Raw genomic sequence first — 23,121 nt, 5'->3', positions numbered from 1 at the left:
CGGTTTTCAGTGCGCGGGACGGATGAAGGTGCCGTTGCGCAGTTCGGCCATGGCCTGGCGCAGCTCGGCCTGGGTGTTCATCACGATGGGGCCGTGCCAAGCCACGGGTTCCTGGATCGGCGCGCCCGAGATCAGCAGGAACCGGATGCCTTCGGGCCCGGCCTGAACCGTGACCGTATCGCCGGTGCCGAACCGGATCAGGGTGCGGTTGCCCGACATGTCGCGGATGTTGACCTCCTGGCCCATGACCTCTTTCTCCAGCAGCACGCCAGTGGGGTTCGAGGCATCGGCAAACTGCCCCGCACCGTCGAAGACATAGGCGAAGGCGCGCTTGTAAGTGTCGACGGGAAATGACTTTTTTACCCCCGGCGGGACATAGATGTCCAGATATTGCGGATCGGCGGCAATGCCGTCCACCGGGCCGGTCTGGCCCCAGAACGTGCCGACGATCACTTTCACCCGCGTGCCGTCATCGTCGATGATTTCGGGGATGTCGTTGCCGGTCACGTCCTGGTAACGCGGCGCGGTCATCTTCTGTGCCGCGGGCAGGTTCGCCCACAGCTGGAAGCCGTGCATCTGCCCCTGGGCGTTGCCCTGCGGCATCTCCTGATGCAGGATGCCCGACCCGGCGGTCATCCATTGCACATCGCCCGCGCCCAGAACGCCCTGGTTGCCCAGCGAATCCCCGTGTTCCACCGTGCCGCTCAGGACATAGGTGATGGTTTCGATCCCGCGATGGGGATGCCAGGGAAATCCGCGCAGGAAATCCTCGGGGCGTTCATTGCGGAAATCGTCGAACAGCAGGAACGGATCCAGATCGGTCGGATCCTGAAAGCCGAAGGCGCGGTGCAGTTTGACACCGGCGCCTTCAAGCGTCGGAATGGCGTGCGATTGCTCGCGGATCGGTCGGATGGACATGCGCGATCTCCCTTGGTTCCGACCTTATCTAGGGTCGCCCGTGGGGCAGGGCAACGCGCAGGGATGGCGCGCAAACACACAGATGCAAAGCCCCCCTCGCACTTTCGCGGCAAGCGCTGTAAGGATGCGCCACCATCATGGAGCCACAATGACCGAACCGCTTGCCACCGTGTCCCCGTCGAAGATCCGCCGCCTGTTCGGGCTGTCGGTGCTGTTGTTGCTGGGGGGCGGGGTGATCTATATCGCGCTGGCCCAGCCGCCGGCCGAACGGCTCTGGCAGCTGTTCCTGCTGGGCTTCGGGGGCGTGGTGCTGTGGCAGGCCGAAACGTTCCGCCGCGCGACGCTGGCCTCGGTCATCCTGACCGAGGCGGGGCTGGTCAGCAGCGACGGTACGGTTCTGGCGCCGATGGATCAGATCACGGGCGTGGATCGGGGTGTGTTCGCGATGAAGCCGTCGAACGGCTTCGTGGTGCGGCTGAAATCCGGGGGCAAATCGGCCTGGGCGCCGGGGCTGTGGTGGCGGCTGGGCCGGCGGGTGGGCGTGGGCGGCGTTACGGTGGCCGCCCAGACCAAGTTCATGTCAGAGATTCTGATCGCGCGGCTGGCCGAACGCGACGGGTCCTGAGCCGGATCAGCTGTTCTCGTCGCAGGCGTTCCAGCACAGCTTTGGCGCAAAGCGCAGGCGCGTGACCACCAGGTTCTGATAGTTCCCGTCATCCAGGCCCACATTGAAGGCCGAGGTATAGTCCATGAAGGTCTCGACCATGATCGCGCGGTCCTGCTTGGTCATGATCGGAATCTGATCCTCGAAATTCACGATCGTATCGTCATCCAGGGCAGGGCGGCTGTCGGTCGAATAGGACCAGTCGGTGCGGATCACGCGGTTGGGGTTGTCCAGATCGCAATCGTCCTCGCAATAGATCTCGGTCACGCGGATCGCGGAATTGGTGCCATGCCCGGCGGTCAGATACCCGAACACGGCGCCCATTCCGTCCATATAGGTGGCGTTCACCGGCTCGTCGCCCATTTCCCGGCTGATCATGTCGCTGACAGTATAGGCCGCCTTCTGGTTGACGTTCAGCGCCTGATAGGCGTCGAAGAACACCAGGCTGGCCACCCACCACCAGACCAGGATCGGCAGGATCATCACCGCCTCGACGGTCAGGGTTCCCTTTTCCTCTTTGGCGAAACGGCGCAGGATGCGGGTAAAGACATTGGTCATGGATCAGCTCCCCGGCCGCGGTTCGTTCACATAGGCCGATGTCGACACCATCGCGAACCCGTCACCGATATTGTCCTGCAGATAAAGCGCCAGACCGGTGCCCGGGAAGAACGGGTCGATCATCACACAGGCGCGTACCAGCATCATTTCGTTTTCCGGCCCGTCGTTGAAATTCACGATCGGTTTCTCGGCGCTGCCCCGGTCGACGCAGCGCGCGGCCGGATCGGGCAGGGGCCAGTCGGGTTTCGGCATCGGGTACAGTTCCAGCAGGATCTGGTTCTCGCAATCGGGCACGAAATCGCCCACCCGGCTGCAGATCGATTCCTTCAGGATACCGACGCCGTTCTCCCCGCTCAGGTTCGGCCATGTGCCCAGACGCAGATCCCGCACGGTCAGGTCGACGGCGCGATCCAGCATCACCTGGCGGTTCATCCACATCGCCAGCTCGAAAGCCGACACGAACAGCGTGATGAAGATCGGCAGCAGGATCGCAAATTCCAGCGCCGCGATCCCGCCCTCGTCACGGTGCAGGCGCCGCAATCTGCGGGCTGCCGGGGTCAGCACAGGGATCATTGGGTCAGCCTTAGCTTGTCGATCGAGCTTGCGATCGCGAAGAACACGTCGCTCAGGTTTTCGCCAGTTGCCTTGAAGAAATGCCCTTCGGTGGTGGCGCATTCCTTCAGCACATCCAGGCCGTCTTCGACCTCCAGCCCGATGGTATAGACCACGATGCCGTTGTTTTTCGCGGCTTCGCAGACGTCCTTGGTGTGCTCTACCTTTTCGGCATTCGCATAGGCCACCAGCGGGTCGCCCAGCCAGGAATAGTTGCTGTTGTTATAGGTGCTGTCGATGTCATAGTCCTTCCACAGCACCGGGAAGGGGATGTTTTCGGCAACGCCCGGCTGCTCGACCCATTCGGTCTGGTTCTCGTACCAGCAGCCGTAACGGTTACATCTGCGCACGCGCGTGGTCTCATAGCCTGCGGCATCGCCATAGGGCACGGCATTCCAGCTGCCGTCATGCGGGTAGTAATAGGGATCCTGACCGTTGTCGTCGCGCTGCTGATGATAGACGGACAGCCGCTCGGTCTGGACCGTGTCGCTGGCATCGTTCGGGTTGTCGACATTCCGCCAGAAGGCCGAGGGGCCAGAGCGATAGCCGTCTTTCAGCATGCGCTGCACGTCGTTCACACCGTCGGTCATCAGAACCAGCGCCTTGATCGCGTTCATCGGCTGTGCGCCATAGGGGCGCGACGCAAAGGCAGGGTTCACGATCGCCGCGCTGCCGTTGTCGCTGGTCTCTGCCAGGCCCGCGATCACGGGGCGGAAGCTTTCATGCAGCATCGCCGCACCCCATTTCACGCCATAGTCGATCGAGGTACTGCCGCCGGCCTCGAGCTGGTCGATCCGCGTGGCCGCGACGCCGTAATCATCCATGAAGGGCCGGATCTGGCGCCAGTTTTCCGGGCGGCAGTTCCAGTTCTCGCCATAATTCCAGCCGCTGGGATAGTCGCGGAAATAACCGGCCTGTCTGGCGGGGTTGTTCGGATCGGTCGCGATGATCGTGGCCGTTTCGAACTCTTCGGGCGTGAATTCCAGGCAATGGGCATAGTTGTGATCGGCGGTCGTCACCATTTCCTCGAACATGCGCGACCCGGCGACCACCTGTTCCGAATAGGGGATCAGCGAAATCGACACCTTGTCCGGCGTGACCGTGCAGTCTTCGGAGCTGTAGTTTTCCAGCAGATCGGGACGTTCCGAGGCGCTGTCGCATTGCAGGAAGTAGACGAAATCCTTTGCGGCTTCCTGCAGGATCTCGATCTTTGTTCCGATCACTCTGTCATCTTCGTCATGCGCGTCCCAATCCATCGAGCCGGACACGTCCACCACAAGCGATACTTCGGTTTCCGAGATGCCTTCTTCCGCCACGGATTTGCCTGCCGCGACCAGGGTTTCGATGCCCATCATGTGCATGAACATCGTTTTCACATTGGCCTGTGATGTCGCCTCGACCATCCGATAGGTCAGCTGCGAGCCGTTCTGCGAGTAATCGACGTCGATCTGGTCGTCGCTCATGTACTGGCCCAGATCAGCCTTCTTGAAATAGTCGTTTACCACTTCCTTGGCGTCTTCGGCGTTCTGAAGGTCGGCGGCGGCCAGAACGGCGCGGTCCAGCGTGTTCTGGATGCGGGTGCGGGTCACCTCCAGCCGGATGACGTCGATGGCGAGACCCGCGATCATGAACATCATGATCAGCAGCACCAGGCCAAACACGATCAGCGCACCGCGTTCGTCGCTATGAAAACCCGCAACCGAGGCCCGCGCACGATCCCGCGCCATGGCAAAAGAAATCTTCCGGGGCTCACGCCCAGTCATACGCCGCATAGTACCAACCCTTTGTCCCCGCGCCGTCCCCAAACAGACGCTGCACGCGCAAGCAGATTCCGCGCGATAGAATTAACTGGAGCTTAAACTGATCGGTAATTTAGGCAGTATTAGGGCAGAAGACGGGGGGAAATAATGGTAAGTCGCGTCAGAATTGCGCTTATTTCCGGATTGGTTACTGCTCAGAAACAATCGCCGCGTTTTGGGCCCTGCGTGGGCAGGGCGCGAATGTCATGGACGGCGACAGCCAACCGCGCCAAGCTTTTGTTAGGATCGAGTCGTCAAGAACAATGTCAACCGACTCGTCTTCAGGAGGGAGAAAGCCATGACTGGTGTCATTGAGCCGAGTTTTCGCGAGTCCGTCGATCTGATGTTCGACAGGGCGGTCCGTCTGATGGACCTGCCGCCGGGGCTGGAGGAAAAGATCAAGGTCTGCAACGCGACCTATACGGTGCGGTTCGGGGTCCGATTGCGCGGCAGCATCCAGACCTTCACCGGCTATCGCAGCGTGCATTCGGAACATATGGAACCGGTCAAGGGCGGCATCCGCTTTGCGATGGGCGTGAACCAAGACGAGGTCGAGGCGCTGGCCGCGCTGATGACCTATAAATGCGCGTTGGTGGAAACGCCTTTTGGCGGGTCCAAGGGCGGATTGCGGATCGACCCGCGCGAATATGAAGAGCACGAGCTGGAACAGATCACGCGCCGCTTTGCATACGAGCTGGCCAAGCGCGACCTGATACACCCCAGCCAGAACGTGCCCGCCCCCGACATGGGCACGGGCGAGCGCGAGATGGCCTGGATTGCCGATCAGTACCGGCGGATGAATACCACCGATATCAACGCCAATGCCTGTGTCACCGGCAAACCGGCCCATGCGGGCGGTATCCAGGGCCGGGTCGAGGCGACGGGCCGCGGCGTGCAATACGCGCTGCGCGAGTTCTTTCGCCATCCCGACGATGTGGCCAGGACGGGGCTGTCGGGCAAGTTGGACGGCAAGCGCGTGATCGTGCAGGGGCTGGGCAATGTGGGCTATCACGCCGCGCATTTCCTGAGCACCGAGGACGGCGCGAAGATCACCGGAATCGTCGAGCGCGATGGCGGGTTGGTGAACCCCAAGGGCATGGATGTCGACGCGGTACGCGACTGGGTGGCGCAGAATGGCGGCGTGCAGGGTTGCCCCGAAGGCAGTTTCGTCCCCGATGGCGCCAAGCTGCTGGAGGAGGATTGCGATATCCTGATCCCGGCCGCCATCGAAGGGGTGATCAACCTGGAAAACGCCGCGCGGATCAAGGCGCCCCTGATCATCGAGGCCGCCAATGGCCCCGTCACGGCAGGCGCCGACGAGGTTCTGCGCAAGATGGGCGTCGTGATCATCCCCGACATGTATGCCAACGCGGGCGGCGTCACGGTGTCCTATTTCGAATGGGTCAAGAACCTGAGTCATATCCGGTTCGGCCGGATGCAGCGCCGCCAGGAAGAGGCGCGCCACCAACTGATCGTGGACGAGTTGCAGCGGCTGGACGAGCATCTGGGCGATGCCTGGTCGATGACCCCGAACTTCAAGGAAAAATACCTGCGCGGGGCGGACGAGCTGGAACTGGTGCGCTCGGGCCTCGATGACACGATGCGGATCGCCTATCAGTCGATGAGCGAAACCTGGCACCGGCGCGACGATGTCGAGGATCTGCGGACGGCGGCCTATATCGTGGCGATCGGCCGGGTGGCCGACAGCTATCGCGCGAAGGGGCTCTAGACGCCCGCGCGCCGCGTTCGGGGCGTCGGCCAACCGCCCGCCCGGAACCGTTTTGCCCCATGTGCCGGGGGCTCCCGCCCGAAAGCGGTGCATGTGCATGCACGGCTTTCGGTTGGGCCGGGCGCGGGCCATGCGGCCCGCGCGGTTGCGCCTGTGGTGATGCCGGTGGCGTGAATTGACGAAATTCGCGCGGCTTTGGCGGTGGGGTTCTGGACAGGCTTGGCCCGCGACCGATATGAAGAGACATGAGCCTGCCCCCCGGATTCTTGGATGAACTGCGCACCCGCCTGAGCCTGAGCCAGGTTGTCGGGCGCAAGGTCATGTGGGATCCGCGCAAATCGAACCAGGGCAAGGGCGACATGTGGGCGCCGTGCCCGTTCCATCAGGAAAAGACCGCCAGTTTCCACGTCGACGACCGCAAGGGCTATTACTATTGCTTCGGGTGCCACGCCAAGGGTGACGCGATTTCCTTTGTGCGCGAGACCGAGAATGTGAGCTTCATGGAGGCGGTCGAGATCCTGGCGACCGAGGCTGGCATGCAGATGCCCGCCCGCGACCCCAAGGCCCAGGAACGCGCCGACCGCCGCAGCGAGCTGATCGCGGTGATGGAACAGGCGGTGCAGTTCTTCCGCCTGCAACTGAAGACCGCCGGGGGCGCGGCGGCGCGCGACTATCTGGCCGGGCGGGGCATGACCGGCGCGCGGCTGGACCGCTGGGAAATCGGCTTTGCCCCCGATGGCTGGCAGGGGCTTTGGGACCATCTGCGCGGCAAGGGCGTGGCCGAGGACATGATCCTGGACGCGGGGCTGGCCAAGCCCAGCAGCAAGGGCGGCAAGCCCTATGACACGTTCCGCGACCGGATCATGTTCCCGATCCGTGATGCGCGGGGCCGGGCGATCGCTTTTGGCGGCCGCGCGATGGACCCCGAGGACAAGGCGAAATACCTGAACTCGCCCGAGACGCTTTTGTTCGACAAGGGCCATACGCTTTACAACCACGGTCCCGCGCGCGAGGCCGCGGGCAAGGGCAAGACGCTGATCCTGGCCGAGGGGTATATGGACGTGATCGCGCTGTCTGATGCGGGGTTCGGCGCGGCGGTCGCGCCGCTGGGCACCGCGATCACCGAGGATCAGCTGCGGCTGGCCTGGCGGATCGACCCCGAGCCGGTCATTGCGCTGGATGGCGATGCGGCGGGGATACGCGCCGCGCTGCGGGTGATCGACCTGGCGCTGCCGCTTTTGGAAGCCGGGCACAGCCTGCGCTTTGCGCTGATGCCGCAGGGGCAGGACCCGGACGATGTGATCCGCACCGGCGGCGCCGGCGCGATGGACAAGCTGCTGGAGCAGGCCCAGCCGATGGTTCAGCTGCTGTGGCAGCGCGAGACCGAGGGCAAATCCTTCGACAGCCCCGAACGCAAGGCCGCGCTGGACAAGGACCTGCGCGCGGTCATCGGCCGGATCAAGGACCCGTCGATCAAGCGGCATTACGGGGACGAGATCAAGAACCTGCGCTGGCAGCTCTTCAATCCCCGGCGCGAAGGGGGCGCGCGCAAACCCTGGCGCGGCCGCAAAGCGCCGCAGCCTGCGCTGTCGGCCACCAAATCCTCGGCGCTGGTATCGGCCGGGCAGGGGTTCGAGGATTACCTGCACGAGGCGGTGATCCTGGCCACGCTGATCACCCATCCCGGCCTGTTGCACGGGGCGCTGGATGCGCTGGAACGGCTGGATTGCACCAGCGACGATCATCGCCGGTTGCAGGGCGCGCTGCTGACCCATGCCGATGAAACCGACCCCGCCGCGCTGCGGGCCGCGATTTCCGGCACCATCGGGCCCGCGCCCCTTGAAAACCTGTTCGCACTGCGCCATGTCCAGATTTGTCCATCCGTCGCCAACCCGCAGGATGCCGAGAAAGCCGCGCTGTGTCTGGCCGAGGAAGTGGCCAAGCTGACAGCGACGCGCGGCGCGGCACAGGAAATCGAAGACGCGCTTCAGGATATGGACGGGCTGGCCGACGAAGGCCTGACCTGGCGGCTGGGCCAGGCGGCCGAGGCACGCAACCGGGCGGGCAAATCCGACAACGAGGATCGGGGTGAATACGATATCGGGCCGAATGGCGCGCGGATCAGCCGCGACGAACGTGGGGCGTTCGAAAGCCTGCTGGCCCAGATCGGGTATGGAACAAAGGAACCGGATGCATCGTGACGTTCCGGTGACGGGGTAATAACAAAGTTAAGGCTAAACGGGTGTGCATCGCGCTGATTCGGGTTATTGATTCGAATCACATCACAAAGCGAATCAGCGCCCCTGCAAGGAGCATGGCATGGCTGCAAAAGACACCGATGATCGCAAACAGGACGACCAGGACCAGGAGCATTCGCTTGATATGAGCCAGGCGGCGGTCAAGAAGATGATCGCCGAGGCGCGCGAGCGTGGCTATATCACCTATGATCAGCTGAACCAGGTTCTGCCGCCCGATCAGGTGTCGTCCGAGCAGATCGAGGATGTGATGTCGATGCTGTCCGAGATGGGCATCAACATCATCGAGGAGGAAGAGGCCGAGGACGACGATTCCAAGGGCTCGACCGAGGTTGTCGAAACCTCGACCTCGCGCGAGGTGGCCGTCGCCCAAACCGAGACCGAGAAGCTGGACCGCACCGATGACCCGGTGCGCATGTACCTGCGCGAGATGGGATCGGTCGAACTGCTGAGCCGCGAGGGCGAGATCGCCATCGCCAAGCGGATCGAGGCCGGGCGCAACACCATGATCCTGGGGCTCTGCGAAAGCCCGCTGACCTTTCAGGCGATCACGATCTGGCGCGACGAGCTTCTGAACGAAGACATCCTGCTGCGCGACGTGATCGACCTGGAAACCACGTTCGGCCAGTCGATGGACGACGATGGCGAAGAAAGCGAACCCGTTGTCGGCAATCTGAATGTCGATGCCTCTGCCACCGCGCAGAAAAAGGACGACCAGCCCGAGCTGGACGCCGACGGCAACCCGATTGCCAGCGACGATGACGACGAGGATGACGACGAACAGGCCAACATGTCGCTTGCGGCGATGGAAGCCGCGCTGAAGCCGCAGGTTCTGGAAACGCTCGACCTGATCGCGCGCGACTATGCCAAGCTGTCGGACATGCAGGACATGCGCATGTCGGCCACCCTGAACGAGGATAACAGTTTCTCGGTCAAGGAAGAGGCCGCGTATCAGAAGCTGCGGTCCGAGATCGTGCTGCTGGTGAACGAGCTGCACCTGCACAACAACCGGATCGAGGCGCTGATCGACCAGCTTTACGGCATCAACCGCAAGATCATGCAGATCGACGGGTCGATGGTGAAACTGGCCGACCAAGCCCGCATCAACCGCCGCGAATTCATCGACGCCTATCGCGGGTCCGAACTGGACCCCGCCTGGATGGAGCGGATGAACGAGAAAGCCGGTCGCGGCTGGCAGGCGTTCTGCGAACGCTCGGGCAGCAAGGTCGAGGAACTGCGCGGCGAGATGGCCCGCGTCGGCCAATATGTCGGCGTCGACATCAGCGAATTCCGCCGCATCGTCCAGCAGGTCCAGAAGGGCGAGAAAGAGGCGCGCCAGGCCAAGAAGGAAATGGTCGAGGCCAACCTGCGCCTGGTGATCTCGATCGCCAAGAAATACACCAATCGCGGCCTGCAATTCCTGGACCTGATCCAGGAAGGCAACATTGGCCTGATGAAGGCGGTCGATAAATTCGAATACCGCCGCGGCTATAAATTCTCGACCTATGCGACCTGGTGGATTCGTCAGGCCATCACCCGGTCGATTGCCGACCAGGCCCGCACGATCCGTATCCCGGTCCACATGATCGAGACGATCAACAAGCTGGTCCGCACCGGCCGCCAGATGCTGCACGAGATCGGCCGCGAACCCACGCCCGAGGAACTGGCCGAAAAGCTGCAGATGCCGCTGGAAAAGGTCCGCAAGGTGATGAAGATCGCCAAGGAACCGATTTCGCTGGAAACCCCGATCGGCGACGAAGAAGACAGCCAGCTCGGCGATTTCATCGAGGACAAGAACGCCGTCCTGCCGCTGGATTCGGCCATTCAGGAGAACCTGAAGGACACCACGACCCGCGTTCTGGCCAGCCTGACCCCGCGCGAGGAACGGGTACTGAGGATGCGCTTCGGCATCGGCATGAACACCGACCATACGCTGGAGGAAGTCGGCCAGCAGTTCAGCGTGACCCGCGAACGTATCCGCCAGATCGAAGCCAAGGCGCTGCGGAAACTCAAACACCCCAGCCGCTCGCGCAAGCTGCGCAGCTTCCTGGATCAGTGATGGGACGGCGCCTGCGGGCGCCGTTTTCGTTTGTATGGCGCGCCTTGCAGCCCTGAACCTCAAGCTGCCGGGTGCCGCCGCCCCTTGGTCCATCTTTGACGGACGCCGCGAGGGGGCGTGCCAAAGGCATCGACACATTCCTGCGCGAACCCCAGCAGCTTGAGCACGAGCTGCGCCTGATCCTCGACCGGGAAGCGCAGGGGTCGATCCGCATCGTGCAAATCCAGCGGGTCCTCGACCAGGGCAACAGGGTAAGTGACCGCATAGCGCCGGGCGGTGTCATAGAATTCCGCATCGCTCATGCCGCGATTTTCAATGAACGTCCTTGCCGCCTCGTGCCAATGGAAACCTTCACGCGTCTTTCCACCTGTGCGCAGGCGCATGTTCAACGCACCGATCACGACCTTTGTGAAAAGCTGTTCCCTGCTGCGCACGGGATAATGCGCAAGGCTTAGCCCCGCGACCGTGCGCGCTGCCAGATCCGGTTTCGGCGGTCTGGGCCGAAATCCGCGCAGACGCATTGGCGTATGGCCTTTCCCAATCAGTCGGTGATTGCCGGGGCTCAGCTCTGCCTGGCCGACAAGATGGATCGGAAAGGTCGTTTTGAACCATTGCTTCGGCTCTTGCTGACGCCGGCGCGTGATCCTGCAGATGGGGTTCTTCTCGTCCTGCTCATCCAAGGGGGTCGGCACATAGGTCACCCATGGCATGCGCACCGGTCGGATTTCCTGCAGCAGCGTTTGCCGGAACAGTGAACGGTCGGCGCGGATCAGCTCGTCCGCATCCAGCGGAACAAGGCAAGCGATGTCACCCTGCGCCGCCAGTTCGATGGCCAGATCATTCAAGATCTGCCGCTGCACATGCCCCATGCGGGCGTCCCGCCGCACGATCAGCCGCCCTGGAAACTCTTCGCGCATGGCAAGAACGGTGGCCAGGCTTTGGTCGCTGCTGCAATTGTCGACAACCACAAGGCTGTCGAGAAAGCGCAGGTTATGTCGGATCATCGGTTCGATGATGTCGGCCTCGTTCTTGATCGTCGCGATCCCGACAATCCCGTTCAAGGCAGGCAATGCGATCTCCAATTTCTTGACTTCCAGTGATGTTCCGGCAGGGTGGCCCGATATTCATTAACGCACCTGTGGAATTCGACAAGGTCTGTGCAGCACACATGTTGTTCATTGCGTTGTCGACCACGGCGGTGGATCCGGGGTGGATAGCGGCATGGGTGTAAAGGGTAGCTGCACCGACGTTTCGCCATCGCGATCCGGGGTTGGGGCCTGTATGCTTGCATGCGCGACGTTCCGTGCTGGTGGCCGAAAACCCGGCCGCGCGCTGGTACAGCGCAGCATCGATGTGTCACAGACACTTTTGCGGTCCCCTATGCAAGGATGGCTCATGAAACACAAAACGCATTCCGGACTTGGCCTGTTGGGCGTGGCGCTGACGCTGGGCGCCTGCGTGACCGCCCCGCGCCCCTTGCCCGATATCCTGCCCGATGACCGCAGCCCGATCGGCAACCGGATCGTCGGCCATTCCGAAAGCCCCGGCACGTTCGAGGTGATCGCGCGGCCCGGTGACTGGACCGAAGAATTCATGTGTTCGGCGGGCGACTATGTGAAGACGACGCTGGGCCAGGACCCGGCCACGCGCATCTATGTCGTGCGGCCCAGGGGGGCGGGAGAACGCGGCGTGCTGTTCACCATCCGCCCCGGCGCCGAAACGCTGGATGCCGCCGAGGGGTTGCGCGGGGATTATCAGCGCAGCGTGGCGCGCCCGGGCGACAGTTTCCGCGCGGCAGACGGCGCGTCGGCCTGCATGCGGATCCTGCCCTATTTCTGGGATCCCGAGGGGCTTTGACGGGACCGGTGCAGCGCAGTTTCACCATCGCGACCCGGGGGCAGGGTCTTTATGAATTCACCCGCGAGGTGACGGCCTGGGTGGCCGGGCAGGGCGGCGATGGGCTGTTGACGCTCTTCGTGCGCCATACCTCGTGCAGCCTGCTGATCCAGGAAAACGCCGACCCCGAGGTGCGGACGGATCTGCGCAATTTCTTTCAACGGCTGGTGCCGCCCACGACCGATCCATCCATGTCCTATCTGACCCACACCTACGAGGGGCCGGACGACATGCCCGCCCATATCAAGGCCGCGCTGCTGCCGGTCAGCCTGCAGGTGCCCGTGGCGGACGGGCGGCCCGTGCTGGGCACGTGGCAGGGGATCTATCTGTTCGAACATCGCGATGCCCCGCATCAGCGTCAGGTGGCGGCGCATCTTCTGCGGTGACCGGCGCAACGGAGGGCCGCAATCTGCATCTGGTGGTGTCAATTTCCGTCTACCCAATCCCTCGCGGGCGCCATATAGTGGCTGTGGATAACTGGGGTAAGAGGCCGAGGGAGAGGTCATGCGCTGTCCGTTTTGCGGAAATATCGACACACAGGTGAAGGATTCGCGCCCGGCCGAGGATCACGTCGCAATCCGGCGGCGGCGGTTCTGCCCGGCCTGCGGCGGACGGTTCACCACCTATGAACGGGTGCAGCTGCGCGATCTGGTGGTGGTCAAATCCAATGGCCGGCGCGAGGATTTCGACCGCGACAAGCTTGAACGCTCGATCCGCATCGCGTTGCAGAAACGCCCCGTCGACCCCGAACGGATGGACCAGATGATTTCGGGCATCGTGCGGCGGCTGGAAAGCATGGGCGAAACCGACATCCCGTCGAAGACCATCGGCGAGATCGTGATGGAGGCGCTGGCGCGGATCGACACCGTGGCCTATGTGCGGTTTGCCAGCGTTTACAAGAACTTCCAGGCCGCAGACGATTTCGAGGATTTCGTCCACGAGCTGCGTCCGCCCACCCCGCCGGAAGAGTGAGCCAGAAAGGCCAGGATGCCCGGTTCATGGCGCTTGCGCTGTCGCTGGGCGCGCGCGGGATGGGGCAATGCTGGCCCAACCCGGCGGTGGGCTGCGTGATCGTGCGGGATGGCCGGATCGTCGGGCGCGGCTGGACCCAGCCCGGCGGGCGTCCTCATGCCGAGGTCGTCGCGCTGGCCAAGGCCGCTGAGGCCGCGCGCGGCGCCACCGCCTATGTCACGCTGGAGCCTTGCGCCCATACCGGCCAGACGCCGCCTTGTGCCTCGGCGCTGATCGCAGCGGGTGTGGCGCGGGTGGTCACCGCATTGCAGGACCCCGATCCGCGTGTCGATGGCGGCGGACACGCGATGTTGCGCGCGGCGGGCATTGCGGTCGAGACCGGTGTTCTGGCCGACCGGGCCGAGCGCGCCCATCGCGGCTTTCTGTTGGCCCGCCGTGCCGGGCGCCCGATGGTCACCCTGAAACTGGCGGGATCCTTTGACGGGCGCATTGCGCTGGCCACCGGCGAAAGTCAGTGGATCACGGGCCCCGAGGCACGGCGATACGTGCATGCGCTGCGTGCGCGGCACGATGCGGTGATGGTTGGCGCGGGAACGGCGCGGGCCGATGATCCGTCGCTGACCGTGCGCGATATCGGCGTGGCGCGGCAACCGGTGCGGATCGTTTGCAGCCGTCGGCTGGACCTGCCGCTTGATGGCAAGCTGGCCCGCACCGCGCGCGATGTGCCGGTCTGGCTGTTGCACGGGCCGGATGCCCCGGCAGAGCGTTGCGCGGCCTGGGCCGAGCTGGGCGCGCGGCTGATCCCGGTGGACACCGGCACCACGCGCCAGATCGAGCCCGCCGCGATGCTGCGCGCGTTGGGCGAAACCGGCCTGACCCGGGTCTTCTGCGAGGGGGGCGGGGCGTTCGCGGCCTCGCTTCTGAACGCGGGGCTGGTGGACGAGCTGGTGGGCTTTACCGCCGGGCTGGCCATCGGCGCCGAAGGCACGCCCGCGCTGGGGGTGATGGGGCTGGAACGGCTGGCGGATGCGCACCGGTTCCACCTGGTCGAGGCGCGCGCCATCGGCAATGACGTGTTGCACCGGTGGGAGCGGTCCGGGGCGGTGGGTTGAAAACCCACCCTACGCGGCTAGGCTTGGAAGTGATGTGGCCAAAAGGCCGCTTCGCGGGACTTTGTTGCCGTTCGATGAAGAGCTAGTAATGTCTGCTTTTTACCTATCCGCGAAGGACGAAAGGCATTTGTCCAGTATGGTGTTCAGCTCAGACTGATCCAATTCGGACAGCCCTTCGACCAGTCGTTTCTGAACAACGACGTGATCTGACACGGCGGCATCAATCTTCCTGATCCCGCTCGCTGTGAGCTTCACATGGACACTGCGCTTGTCCTGAGGGTTCGGCACACGCGCCACGAAACCATCCTTTTCAAGTTGGTCAATGCGGTTAGTCATTGTGCCTGACGTTACCATCATCGTCGCCAGTAGTTGGTTCGGCGACAACGCATGGGGCGGTCCCGACCTTAGGAGCGTGGCCAACACATCAAAACTCGCTGCGGTCAGCCCGTGTTTTGCAAAGGTCTTGCCCATCTGTTCGCTGTAAAGCGTCGACAATCTGACCACCCTGCCAATCAAGCCCATTGGCCCTGTGTCTATATCTGGCCGCTGTTTGGCCCATTGCGCTCTGATGTCTTCAATATCGAACATGCTGAAACACAGAATAGGTTTTTATCTTGACGTCAAGTTAAATGCATTTATCTCTACATCAAGATAAATTGGAGACCCCCATGTCCCGCCCCTATGACCTCGCCCTCACGGCACTGGCCCCGCTTGTGTGGGGGAGCAGTTACATCGTCACCACACAGTTCTTGCCCAACCTTGATCCGCTGACCGTGTCCGTCCTGCGCGCTCTGCCAGCAGGCCTGCTATTACTGTGTCTGGTTCGCCAAGTCCCTCATGGTCACTGGGTCTGGAAGATGTTCGTTTTGGGTGCGTTAAATTTCGCGATATTTTGGTCGCTGCTTTTCTTTGCCGCTTATCGTTTGCCCGGGGGCGTCGCAGCCGTGATGGGGGCATTGCAGCCGTTTGTGGTTATCTTCGCATCTCGTTTCTTGCTTGGATCACCAGTCAAAGTGCTTTCACTGTTTGCAGTCGCTGCGGGCGTTGTCGGGGTCGCACTCCTCGTCCTTACACCCGCAGCAAAGCTGGATATGTGGGGGGTTGTTGCCGGTATTGCTGGGTCTGCGTCCATGGCCTTCGGCAGCGTGCTGAGCCGAAAATGGCAGCCGCCAGTCAGCGCTCTGACCTTTACGAGTTGGCAATTGACGGCTGGCGGTTTGCTCTTAGTGCCCTTCGCACTTTTTGCGCCAACAAATTGGTCGACCATCAGCGGAACGAACGTCTTGGGACTAGCCTATCTGGGCTTTATCGGCGCGGCCCTGACATACATTATTTGGTTGCGCGGCATCCGTATCATCCAACCAACTGCGGCTTCGATACTGGGCCTTTTAAGTCCAATGAGTGCGGCTTTGCTCGGTTGGTTCTTTCTCAATGAAACACTGAGTGTTCCGCAAAGCATTGGAGTGATTGTCGTCCTCCTGAGCGTGTTCGTTGGTCAATACGCGCTGAGATCGAAGCCAGTATCGACAAAGCCGACTTTGGCCGCGGTGCAGAAATCATGAATAATGCGCTCAAACCAGCCCTTCTCTGCACGCTATCCCCGCCAGAAAGGCGCGGCCCCGGCGAAAAGCCCCTGTAGCTTCGACAATACCCGCAACCCCGGCGCGCGGGGCAGGTCGGTGCCGCTGGCCAGACGGTCGACCACGACCTCGACCGGGCAGGGCTGGCCGCTGATCGGGTCGAAATAGCGCGGATAGCCGATCAGCGTGGCATGGACCAGACCGGCCAGGCCGGGCCGGGCCTGTCGCCGGTCGGGCGCGGGCATAAGATCGCGGGTCAGCCCCCAGCCGGCATAGAACGGCATCCCCAGACAGGTGACGGTCCGACCGCGCAACAGCGCCTCGAACCCCAGAAGCGAGGTCAGGGTCCAGATCGCATCGACCTGGGGCAGCAGGGCGGCGGGATCGGTGCCGGTCACGATCAGATCGGCATGGGCCAATGCCGCGTCGGGGGCCACCGCCCCGGGGCGCAGGCCCGCCACGACATCCGGATGGGGTTTATAGATCACCAGCGCATCGGGGTTTTCCGCGCGGACCCGCTCCAGCAGGGCCAGATTGGTGCGGATATCGCCACAGCCAAGGCGGATCGAGGCATCGTCCTCGACCTGTCCCGGTACCAATATCCGCCGCCCTTCGGGTAGCTCGGGCGGCGGGGTGCCCTGATTGTATTTCGACAGGCCTGCATCCGTGACCCGCGCGATCAGCCGCTCGGCCCGGCGGATCTGATCGGGGCGCAGGTTGGCGGCGGCGGTGATCAGCTGCTCCAACCGGCTTTCGCGGGTCGGGTCGTAATAAATCCCCAGATCGTCACACACGAGCGACAGCGGCGGGGTGAGCGCCGCGCCCAACCCGCGCGAGCGCAGGAAGCCATCCTCGACCCGCACGGCATCGTGAGCCACCTCGGCCCGGCTGGCCCAGACCATCTGGCGGCGGTTGTCCTGTGGCGGTGTATCGGCAAAGCGCACGGGCGCGACCGCGCCGAAGAATTTCTGGATATGCGGGCGCTTCCACAGGCGCATACCGCTGGCCTGCCAGCCGGTGCGATCTTCGCGCCAGGCGCGGGTCTGGGCCGCAAGCTGGTCGATCACCTGTTCCAAGGTACACAGCCGGTCGCGGCAGGGGTCGTACCAGGTGGGCGCCAGGATCATCGCGGCGGCGAAAAGCTGGGCGCGGGTCAGGGTGCGTTCGCGGCGCGGCACCGGGTTTTCGTCCTGCGTCAGACCCCAGCCGCCATAGAACGGCTGGCCAAAGACGCGCGGCTTGTGGCCCGCCATGATCGCCTCGAATCCCAGCTGCGAGGACACGGTATAGACCGCGACCGCGCCTTCCATCAGCGCCCAGGGCGAGACCGGATCGTCGATCAGCGTGGCGCGCCCGGCCACCTGTTCGGCGGTGAAATAGCCCGGGCGGTGGCCGCCACGGGTTTCGGGATGGGTCTTGATCAGGATGCGCGCGCCGGGGTTTTCGATCTCGGCAAAGGCCAGCATCTCGCGGAACGTGGCCAGCGTCGCGCCGCTGGCGGTGACCGAGGCATCGCCCTGCGTCTGGTCGATCACCAGCACATAGCCCGGATCGGGCACCGGCAGGGCCGGGTCGAAATTGCAGTATTTCGACAGGTGCAGATCGCGCAGCCGGGTGGCGGCCACGCGCGCGCGTTCCAGCAGCGCGTGATCGTCCAGCGGATGGGTGGCCAGCAGGGTTTCCAGATCGGACGGGCGGGCGGGATCGAAATGCACGCCCGACCGGTCCAGCAGCAGCCCCAGCGGCGGCGCACCGTCGCGCCCCGGCAGGACCGAGCGCAGGAACGCATCCTCGACCCGCAGAACCGGGGTGTCGCGCCAATCGGCCACGGCCTCGCCCCTGGGCGCTGTGGCGGATTGCCCCCAGACGCCCACAAGGTCATCCGGCCCCGGCGCGCCCAGCCGGATCTGATAGCCCGCCAGTTCCAGAATGCGCCGGATACGCGTCTGGGTCAGAAAACCGCCATTATAGACGAAAAGCCGCTGCGCCGGGGCGCCGGGGCCGGTCATGCCGGCCTCAGTTCCCAGTGGACAGCTGTTCCACAGAATTCGCGGCGGTCAGCGAGCCGGTGATTGCGCCCAGAGTCTTCGACCATTGGACGAACGGCGCTTCGGTCACATAAACGGTGTCGCCGTCGCGGATCACGAAATCGCGGGCCATGAACATGCCGTTGGGCTCGGTCAGGTCCAGCACATAGACCATGCGCTGATCGCCCTGCAGGTCGCTGCGGCCCAGCACGCTGTTGGCAACGGCCGAGGGTTCATCGCGCAGGATGAACACACCCTTGGGATCGGCCAGATTGGTGCTCAGCCCGCCGACCTGGGCGATGGCTTCCAGCGCCGACAGGGTCTGGGTTTCGAACTGAACCCGGCTTTGCGCGCCGGTGGCGCCAAGCGCGGTAAAGGCGCGGCTGTCTTCCTCGACCAGGATGCGGTCGCCGCCGCGCAGGGCGATATCGGCACCGGGATTGACGTAAAGATCCTGGAACCAGATCTTGCCGCGATGGCCACCGCGGATCACGGTGACCTGGGCGATCTCGGGCGAGATCGTGATGCCGCCCGCCGCCGCCAGCATCGAGCTGAGCGTGCGGGTGGGGCGTTCGATCGGGAAGACACCCTGTTGGGCGATGGTGCCCGCGACCGAAACGGTGGCCCCGTCCCCGGCCAGACGGCGCACGATCACCTGCGGATCGGGGGTCTGGGTGTCCAGTTTCTCGGTGATGATCTGGCGCAGCCGTTCGGGCGAATTGCCCGCCGCGCGGATGCGACCGGCATAGGGGATAAAGATATAGCCCGCGCCGTCGACCTGAACCTCCTCCAGAACGCTGGCATTCACGCCTTGGTTCGACAGCAGCCCGTCATCGACGTTTTCATAGATCGTCAGGCCCAGCGTGTCGCCGGGATTGATCGTGTCGGACCCCAGCACGCTGGCGTTGCGGAACCCGGCTGAAAAGCCCAGGCCCGGCGCAACGGCGGTCGCGCGGGTCACGCGGTCATTCACACCGACGACAAAGGCATTGCCCTGTTTCTGGACCGAACCGGAATAGATCTCGGATTTGTTGGGGCCCGAGCGCGGCAATCCGCAGGCGGCCAGCGATCCGGCAACCACACAGAGCGATACCGCCCGGACGACACGAGATAAGATAAGGTTCACTGTCCAGCTCCCTGACCTGCATTGATGCCGATCATGTCGGGATAATCTATCGGGGGTGGTGTTGAAAGGAAAGTTTCACCGATCCGGTGCAATTCGCAACCTGACGGACTGTTGCCTCTGTGCCGCGTCGGGGTTCAGCACCGCGTCATAAGGATCGCGCGCGGCCAGCATCAGATCGGCGATCCGGCGCAGCAGCTGCTGCCGCCCGCGCCGGGAATAGAAGCTGCCGGGCACCTGCGAGGTTTCGACCAGAAAGCGACGATAGTCGACATAGGCCTGGCGGTCCGGCGGCTGGGGGTCGGCGAAAAAGGCCTCCAGCGGTTGGGCCGAGACGAATTCCGGCTTGTCATAGACCGCGCGCCCGAAGGCCTTGAGCGGCAGCCCGCGCCACAGCACCTGTTGCCCGGCGGTGGAATTCACGGTCACCGCGCTTTGCGCCTCGTCCAGCAGCCGCGCCAGTTTCCCGCCCGAAACCAGATGCACCCGCGTGGCGATCCCGTGGCGCCGTGCGGCGTGGCGAATCGCGCGGCTTAGCGGAAAGCGGTCGTCCTCCAGCGGGTGGGATTTGAACACCAGATGGTGATGGGCGGGCGCGCCACGGGCAAAGGCGCTGATGCACAGGTCGATGAATTCCGACATGTCGCCAAAGGGGCTATGGTCCAGAAAGCTGGTGTCATGGGCCAGTTGCAACAGCACCAGATGATAGGGATAGCCGCCCCGCCGGATCCGGCGCGTTGCCACGAACCGGCCCACCCGTCGCGCCGGCATCCACAGCAGCCGGCGCAGATGCAGGCGGAACTCCTGCCGCACGCTAAGCGCCCGGTGCGGACGGAAATGCGCATAGGGACCGTTCCGCGCCAGAACGTGGAAATGGTAAAGCGCGCCGTAAAACACATGCTGGCGCAGCGCGCCCCAGGTCGCGGGGGCGGCAGTGTGGGTGTGGTCGCTGGCGGGCAGGGCGGCGCGCATCTGCGCGACGCTCAGATCCATCAGCCGGGAATGGCCATTTGCCCCGTCACGCTCGTAGCTCACCCAATAGGGGCGCAGATAGCCTTCCTCGAACACATGCACGGTCAGCCCGCGCGCCCGGGCCAGGGCTATGGCGGCAGCGTGGATCGGGCGCGTGTCGCCATAGACCACCAGATCGGTCACCCCGGCATCGGCCATCAGCGCGTCGCACCAGCCCGGCCAATCCTCTGGCGTGCCGGTATAGGCGCGATAGCTGTCCCGGTCGGACCAGAACGCCGCATCGCCCCGGTTGAACCCCACCCGCAGGGTCCGCGCCCCCGCCCGGCGCAGCATGGCGCCCGCGCGGTCGAAGAACGGCCCATGCGGGCCTTGCAGGAACAAAAAACGTCGGTCGGTGGTCTGTGTCATTCTGGGGCCGGTTTACATCCATGTACCGTCGCAGGCCAACAGGGCAATTTTGGGGCGCCGCCCTGCGGCCTTGTGCAGGGGTGCTGCGGGTTGCCCTTGGTCGCGCCACGGGCTAGGTCAGAAATCGAAAGGATCATTGCCATGTTCACTGGGATCATCACCGATATCGGGACCGTTCGGAAACTGGATCAGCGCGGCGATCTGACCGCGCGGATCGGCACGGGCTATGACGCGGACAGCATCGCGCTGGGCGCGTCGATCGCGTGCAACGGCGTCTGCCTGACTGTCACGGATTTCGGGGCAGACGGGCAGGGGACATGGTTCGATGTCGATATCTCGGCCGAGACCGTGTCCAAGACCAATATCGGCCGCAACGGCTGGTCGGTCGGCAAGCGGATCAACCTGGAACGCGCGCTGAAAGTGGGCGACGAGCTGGGCGGGCATATCGTGTCGGGCCATGTCGATGGCGTGGCCCAGGTCGTGGCGATGGCGGACGAGGGCGACAGCACGCGCGTCACCTTCCGCGCGCCCGAGGATCTGGCGCGGTTCGTGGCGCCCAAGGGCTCGGTGGCGCTCAATGGCACCTCGCTGACCGTGAACGAAGTGAATGGCCGCGATTTCGGGGTCAATTTCATCCCCCATACCAAGCAGGTCACCACCTGGGGTGACGTTGCGGTGGGGGATGCCGTGAACCTTGAGATCGACACGCTGGCGCGCTATGTCGCGCGCCTGCAGGATTGGAACGCATGAGCGGTATCGGCCACAATCAGGGACCCACGATGGAGCCGGGCTTCGGCTGGCGCCGCCACGCCTGGGGCAAGGCGCGGGCCGAGCTGATGCCGAAACTGCCGATCGAGGTTGTGCGCCTGCGGATCAACCGCGCGCGTGAACTGGGGCTGGACTACAAGACCTATGCCGGGATCCGCGCCGGGACGGGCCGCGACGTGATCGGGTTCCTGTTTTCCACCAATGCGCTCAGGATGCTGAACCGCAACCTGCATATGCCCGAAGACCGCCGGGAACAGCTTTCGGTCATGCGCAATTGCGCCCGCATCGCGGTGGTGCAGCCGCCGCTGGACGCGGATCTGGTGGCCCAAGCGCATGATGCGGTGCTGGAGGGCGCAAGCCCCGCGCCGCTCTTTATCCACGGCTGGGACGCCACCCGCACCCGCATCGCCCATGCCACACGGCTGGCACAGGCCCCGGCCAGCGCGGTGCTGCTGGTGGGCGACACCGCATTGGAACGCACATGGGCCCAGGCGGGCCGGCTGGCGGGTTACGTGCCCGCTGAAACCTTCTTTGCAGGAGCGGCCAGATGAGCTTTGAAAAACCCGGCCCGGTCGAGGAAAACTGGCGCGACGCGATCTCGTCGGTCGAGGAGATCATCAACGATGCCCGCAACGGGCGGATGTTCATCCTGATCGACCACGAGGACCGCGAGAACGAGGGCGATCTGGTGATCCCCGCGCAGATGGCCACGCCCGAGGCGATCAACTTCATGGCCACCCACGGGCGCGGGCTGATCTGCCTGAGCCTGCCGGGCGAGCGGATCGACGCGCTGGGCCTGCCGCTGATGGCGTCCTATAACTCGTCGCGCCACGAAACCGCCTTTACCGTGTCGATCGAGGCGCGCGAGGGTGTGACCACCGGCATTTCCGCCCATGACCGCGCACGCACCGTGGCGGTGGCCATCGACCGGGGCAAGGGCGCGGCCGATATCGCCACGCCGGGCCATATCTTTCCGCTGCGCGCCCGCGATGGCGGCGTGCTGGTCCGCGCGGGCCATACCGAGGCAGCGGTGGACGTGTCGCGCCTGGCCGGTCTGAACCCGTCGGGCGTGATTTGCGAGATCATGAACGAAGATGGCAGCATGGCGCGGCTGCCCGATCTGGTGGCGTTCTCTCAGAAACACGGGCTGAAGATCGGCACGATCAGCGACCTGATCGCCTATCGTCGTCGTCACGATAATTTGGTTCGAGAACAATCGGTTACGGCCATTACTTCAGAGTTCGGCGGCGACTGGATGATGCGCATCTATACCGACGAAACCCAAGGGTCGGAACATATCGTCCTGACCAAGGGCGATGTCACCACGCCCGAGCCGGTGCTGGTGCGGATGCATGCGCTGAACCCGATGCTGGACGTGATCGGCACCGGCGGGCCGGGCCGCGCGGATGAATTCCGCGACGCGATGCGCCTGGTCGAGGCCGAGGGGCGCGGCGTGGTCGTGTTGTTGCGCGATGTCGAGATGAAGCTGCAGCCCGAGGATGGCGTGTCGCCCACCAAGCTGCGGCAATACGGGCTGGGCGCGCAGATCCTGTCGTCGCTGGGCCTGCATGAACTGATCTTGCTGACGAACTCGCCCCAACCCAAGATTGTCGGGCTGGACGGCTATGGCCTGAGCATCGTCGGCACCAAACCCATTCCAGGAAAGTAA

21 protein-coding genes are annotated in these 23,121 nt (G+C 63.9%); 12 read left to right on the top strand and 9 right to left on the bottom strand.

The window, feature by feature from the left end:
- Positions 1-6: 6 nt before the first annotated feature.
- Positions 7-918 (bottom strand): pirin family protein, encoded by a 912-nt coding sequence (locus CLM60_RS15680; RefSeq protein WP_095590052.1) that lies wholly within the window; start codon positions 916-918, stop codon positions 7-9.
- Positions 919-1,066: 148 nt separating this feature from the next.
- Here CLM60_RS15680 and CLM60_RS15675 point away from each other — a divergent pair, with 148 nt between their 5' ends.
- Positions 1,067-1,543, top strand: coding sequence for a hypothetical protein (locus tag CLM60_RS15675; RefSeq protein WP_095590051.1), 477 nt, complete (start codon positions 1,067-1,069; stop codon positions 1,541-1,543).
- 6 nt (positions 1,544-1,549) lie between these two features.
- Here the strand turns inward: CLM60_RS15675 and CLM60_RS15670 are convergent, their stop codons facing one another.
- The 3 genes from CLM60_RS15670 to CLM60_RS15660 are packed head-to-tail and all read right to left on the bottom strand — an operon-like array spanning position 1,550 to position 4,479.
- Positions 1,550-2,140 carry a TadE/TadG family type IV pilus assembly protein gene (locus tag CLM60_RS15670; protein WP_095590050.1) on the bottom strand — a complete coding sequence of 197 codons (591 nt, stop codon included), beginning with the start codon at positions 2,138-2,140 and terminating at the stop codon, positions 1,550-1,552.
- Positions 2,141-2,143: 3 nt separating this feature from the next.
- The gene (locus CLM60_RS15665; RefSeq protein ID WP_176473898.1) at positions 2,144-2,713 is read right to left on the bottom strand and encodes a TadE/TadG family type IV pilus assembly protein; all 570 of its coding nucleotides are present in this window, start codon (positions 2,711-2,713) and stop codon (positions 2,144-2,146) included.
- On the bottom strand, positions 2,710-4,479 hold the full coding sequence (locus CLM60_RS15660) for a TadE/TadG family type IV pilus assembly protein (protein WP_176473897.1): 1,770 nt from the start codon (positions 4,477-4,479) through the stop codon (positions 2,710-2,712). Before CLM60_RS15660 ends, CLM60_RS15665 begins: the two co-directional genes overlap by 4 nt.
- 370 nt (positions 4,480-4,849) lie before the next feature.
- On the opposite strand from CLM60_RS15660, the gene CLM60_RS15655 reads away from it, so the two are divergent.
- From CLM60_RS15655 to rpoD, 3 genes are all read left to right on the top strand, one after another.
- Positions 4,850-6,280 carry a Glu/Leu/Phe/Val family dehydrogenase gene (locus CLM60_RS15655; protein WP_095590047.1) on the top strand — a complete coding sequence of 477 codons (1,431 nt, stop codon included), beginning with the start codon at positions 4,850-4,852 and terminating at the stop codon, positions 6,278-6,280.
- Between the two features lie 245 nt (positions 6,281-6,525).
- A complete protein-coding gene (gene dnaG, locus CLM60_RS15650; RefSeq protein WP_095590046.1) occupies positions 6,526-8,481 on the top strand; it encodes a DNA primase in 1,956 nt (651 codons plus the stop codon).
- A gap of 118 nt (positions 8,482-8,599) precedes the next feature.
- A complete protein-coding gene (gene rpoD / locus CLM60_RS15645) occupies positions 8,600-10,594 on the top strand; it encodes an RNA polymerase sigma factor RpoD (RefSeq protein WP_095590045.1) in 1,995 nt (664 codons plus the stop codon).
- A gap of 59 nt (positions 10,595-10,653) precedes the next feature.
- Here rpoD and CLM60_RS15640 read toward each other — a convergent pair whose 3' ends face one another.
- The gene (locus CLM60_RS15640; RefSeq protein ID WP_141246541.1) at positions 10,654-11,676 is read right to left on the bottom strand and encodes a glycosyltransferase family 2 protein; all 1,023 of its coding nucleotides are present in this window, start codon (positions 11,674-11,676) and stop codon (positions 10,654-10,656) included.
- A 572-nt stretch (positions 11,677-12,248) separates the two neighbouring features.
- On the opposite strand from CLM60_RS15640, the gene CLM60_RS21425 reads away from it, so the two are divergent.
- The 4 genes from CLM60_RS21425 to ribD all read left to right on the top strand — a co-directional run bounded on the left by CLM60_RS21425 (position 12,249) and on the right by ribD (position 14,574).
- Complete coding sequence (locus tag CLM60_RS21425) at positions 12,249-12,506, top strand: hypothetical protein (RefSeq protein ID WP_095590043.1); 258 nt, start codon at positions 12,249-12,251, stop codon at positions 12,504-12,506.
- A complete protein-coding gene (locus tag CLM60_RS15630; RefSeq protein ID WP_095590042.1) occupies positions 12,460-12,876 on the top strand; it encodes a secondary thiamine-phosphate synthase enzyme YjbQ in 417 nt (138 codons plus the stop codon). Before CLM60_RS21425 ends, CLM60_RS15630 begins: the two co-directional genes overlap by 47 nt.
- A gap of 118 nt (positions 12,877-12,994) precedes the next feature.
- A complete protein-coding gene (gene nrdR / locus CLM60_RS15625) occupies positions 12,995-13,462 on the top strand; it encodes a transcriptional regulator NrdR (protein ID WP_095590041.1) in 468 nt (155 codons plus the stop codon).
- A complete protein-coding gene (gene ribD / locus CLM60_RS15620; RefSeq protein ID WP_281256707.1) occupies positions 13,459-14,574 on the top strand; it encodes a bifunctional diaminohydroxyphosphoribosylaminopyrimidine deaminase/5-amino-6-(5-phosphoribosylamino)uracil reductase RibD in 1,116 nt (371 codons plus the stop codon). Before nrdR ends, ribD begins: the two co-directional genes overlap by 4 nt.
- A 99-nt stretch (positions 14,575-14,673) precedes the next feature.
- On the opposite strand, the gene CLM60_RS15615 is transcribed toward ribD, so the two are convergent.
- Positions 14,674-15,162, bottom strand: coding sequence for a MarR family winged helix-turn-helix transcriptional regulator (locus CLM60_RS15615; protein ID WP_095590040.1), 489 nt, complete (start codon positions 15,160-15,162; stop codon positions 14,674-14,676).
- 80 nt (positions 15,163-15,242) lie between these two features.
- Between CLM60_RS15615 and CLM60_RS15610 the strand changes: the two genes are divergently transcribed.
- Positions 15,243-16,136, top strand: coding sequence for an EamA family transporter (locus CLM60_RS15610; RefSeq protein ID WP_095590733.1), 894 nt, complete (start codon positions 15,243-15,245; stop codon positions 16,134-16,136).
- 32 nt (positions 16,137-16,168) lie between these two features.
- On the opposite strand, the gene CLM60_RS15605 is transcribed toward CLM60_RS15610, so the two are convergent.
- The 3 genes from CLM60_RS15605 to CLM60_RS15595 all read right to left on the bottom strand — a co-directional run bounded on the left by CLM60_RS15605 (position 16,169) and on the right by CLM60_RS15595 (position 20,684).
- Positions 16,169-18,163, bottom strand: coding sequence for a capsular polysaccharide biosynthesis protein (locus tag CLM60_RS15605; protein WP_095590039.1), 1,995 nt, complete (start codon positions 18,161-18,163; stop codon positions 16,169-16,171).
- A gap of 7 nt (positions 18,164-18,170) precedes the next feature.
- Positions 18,171-19,307 (bottom strand): polysaccharide biosynthesis/export family protein, encoded by a 1,137-nt coding sequence (locus CLM60_RS15600; RefSeq protein WP_095590038.1) that lies wholly within the window; start codon positions 19,305-19,307, stop codon positions 18,171-18,173.
- A gap of 75 nt (positions 19,308-19,382) precedes the next feature.
- On the bottom strand, positions 19,383-20,684 hold the full coding sequence (locus tag CLM60_RS15595; RefSeq protein ID WP_095590037.1) for a capsule biosynthesis protein: 1,302 nt from the start codon (positions 20,682-20,684) through the stop codon (positions 19,383-19,385).
- A gap of 141 nt (positions 20,685-20,825) precedes the next feature.
- Here CLM60_RS15595 and CLM60_RS15590 point away from each other — a divergent pair, with 141 nt between their 5' ends.
- From CLM60_RS15590 to ribB, 3 genes are read left to right on the top strand one after another with little or no spacing between them, the layout of a single operon-like run.
- Positions 20,826-21,434 (top strand): riboflavin synthase, encoded by a 609-nt coding sequence (locus tag CLM60_RS15590; RefSeq protein WP_095590036.1) that lies wholly within the window; start codon positions 20,826-20,828, stop codon positions 21,432-21,434.
- Complete coding sequence (locus tag CLM60_RS15585) at positions 21,431-22,003, top strand: hypothetical protein (RefSeq protein WP_095590035.1); 573 nt, start codon at positions 21,431-21,433, stop codon at positions 22,001-22,003. The genes CLM60_RS15590 and CLM60_RS15585 overlap by 4 nt, the downstream gene beginning before the upstream one ends.
- Entirely contained in the window at positions 22,000-23,121 is a 1,122-nt protein-coding gene (gene ribB / locus CLM60_RS15580) for a 3,4-dihydroxy-2-butanone-4-phosphate synthase (RefSeq protein ID WP_095590034.1), read from the top strand. The genes CLM60_RS15585 and ribB overlap by 4 nt, the downstream gene beginning before the upstream one ends.

The sequence above is a fragment of the Actibacterium ureilyticum genome (genome assembly GCF_002285435.1).
GTDB classification, from domain to species: domain Bacteria; phylum Pseudomonadota; class Alphaproteobacteria; order Rhodobacterales; family Rhodobacteraceae; genus Actibacterium_C; species Actibacterium_C ureilyticum.
Note: the sequence above shows the minus strand (reverse complement) of the source record. Positions and strands in the feature narration are given on the sequence as shown.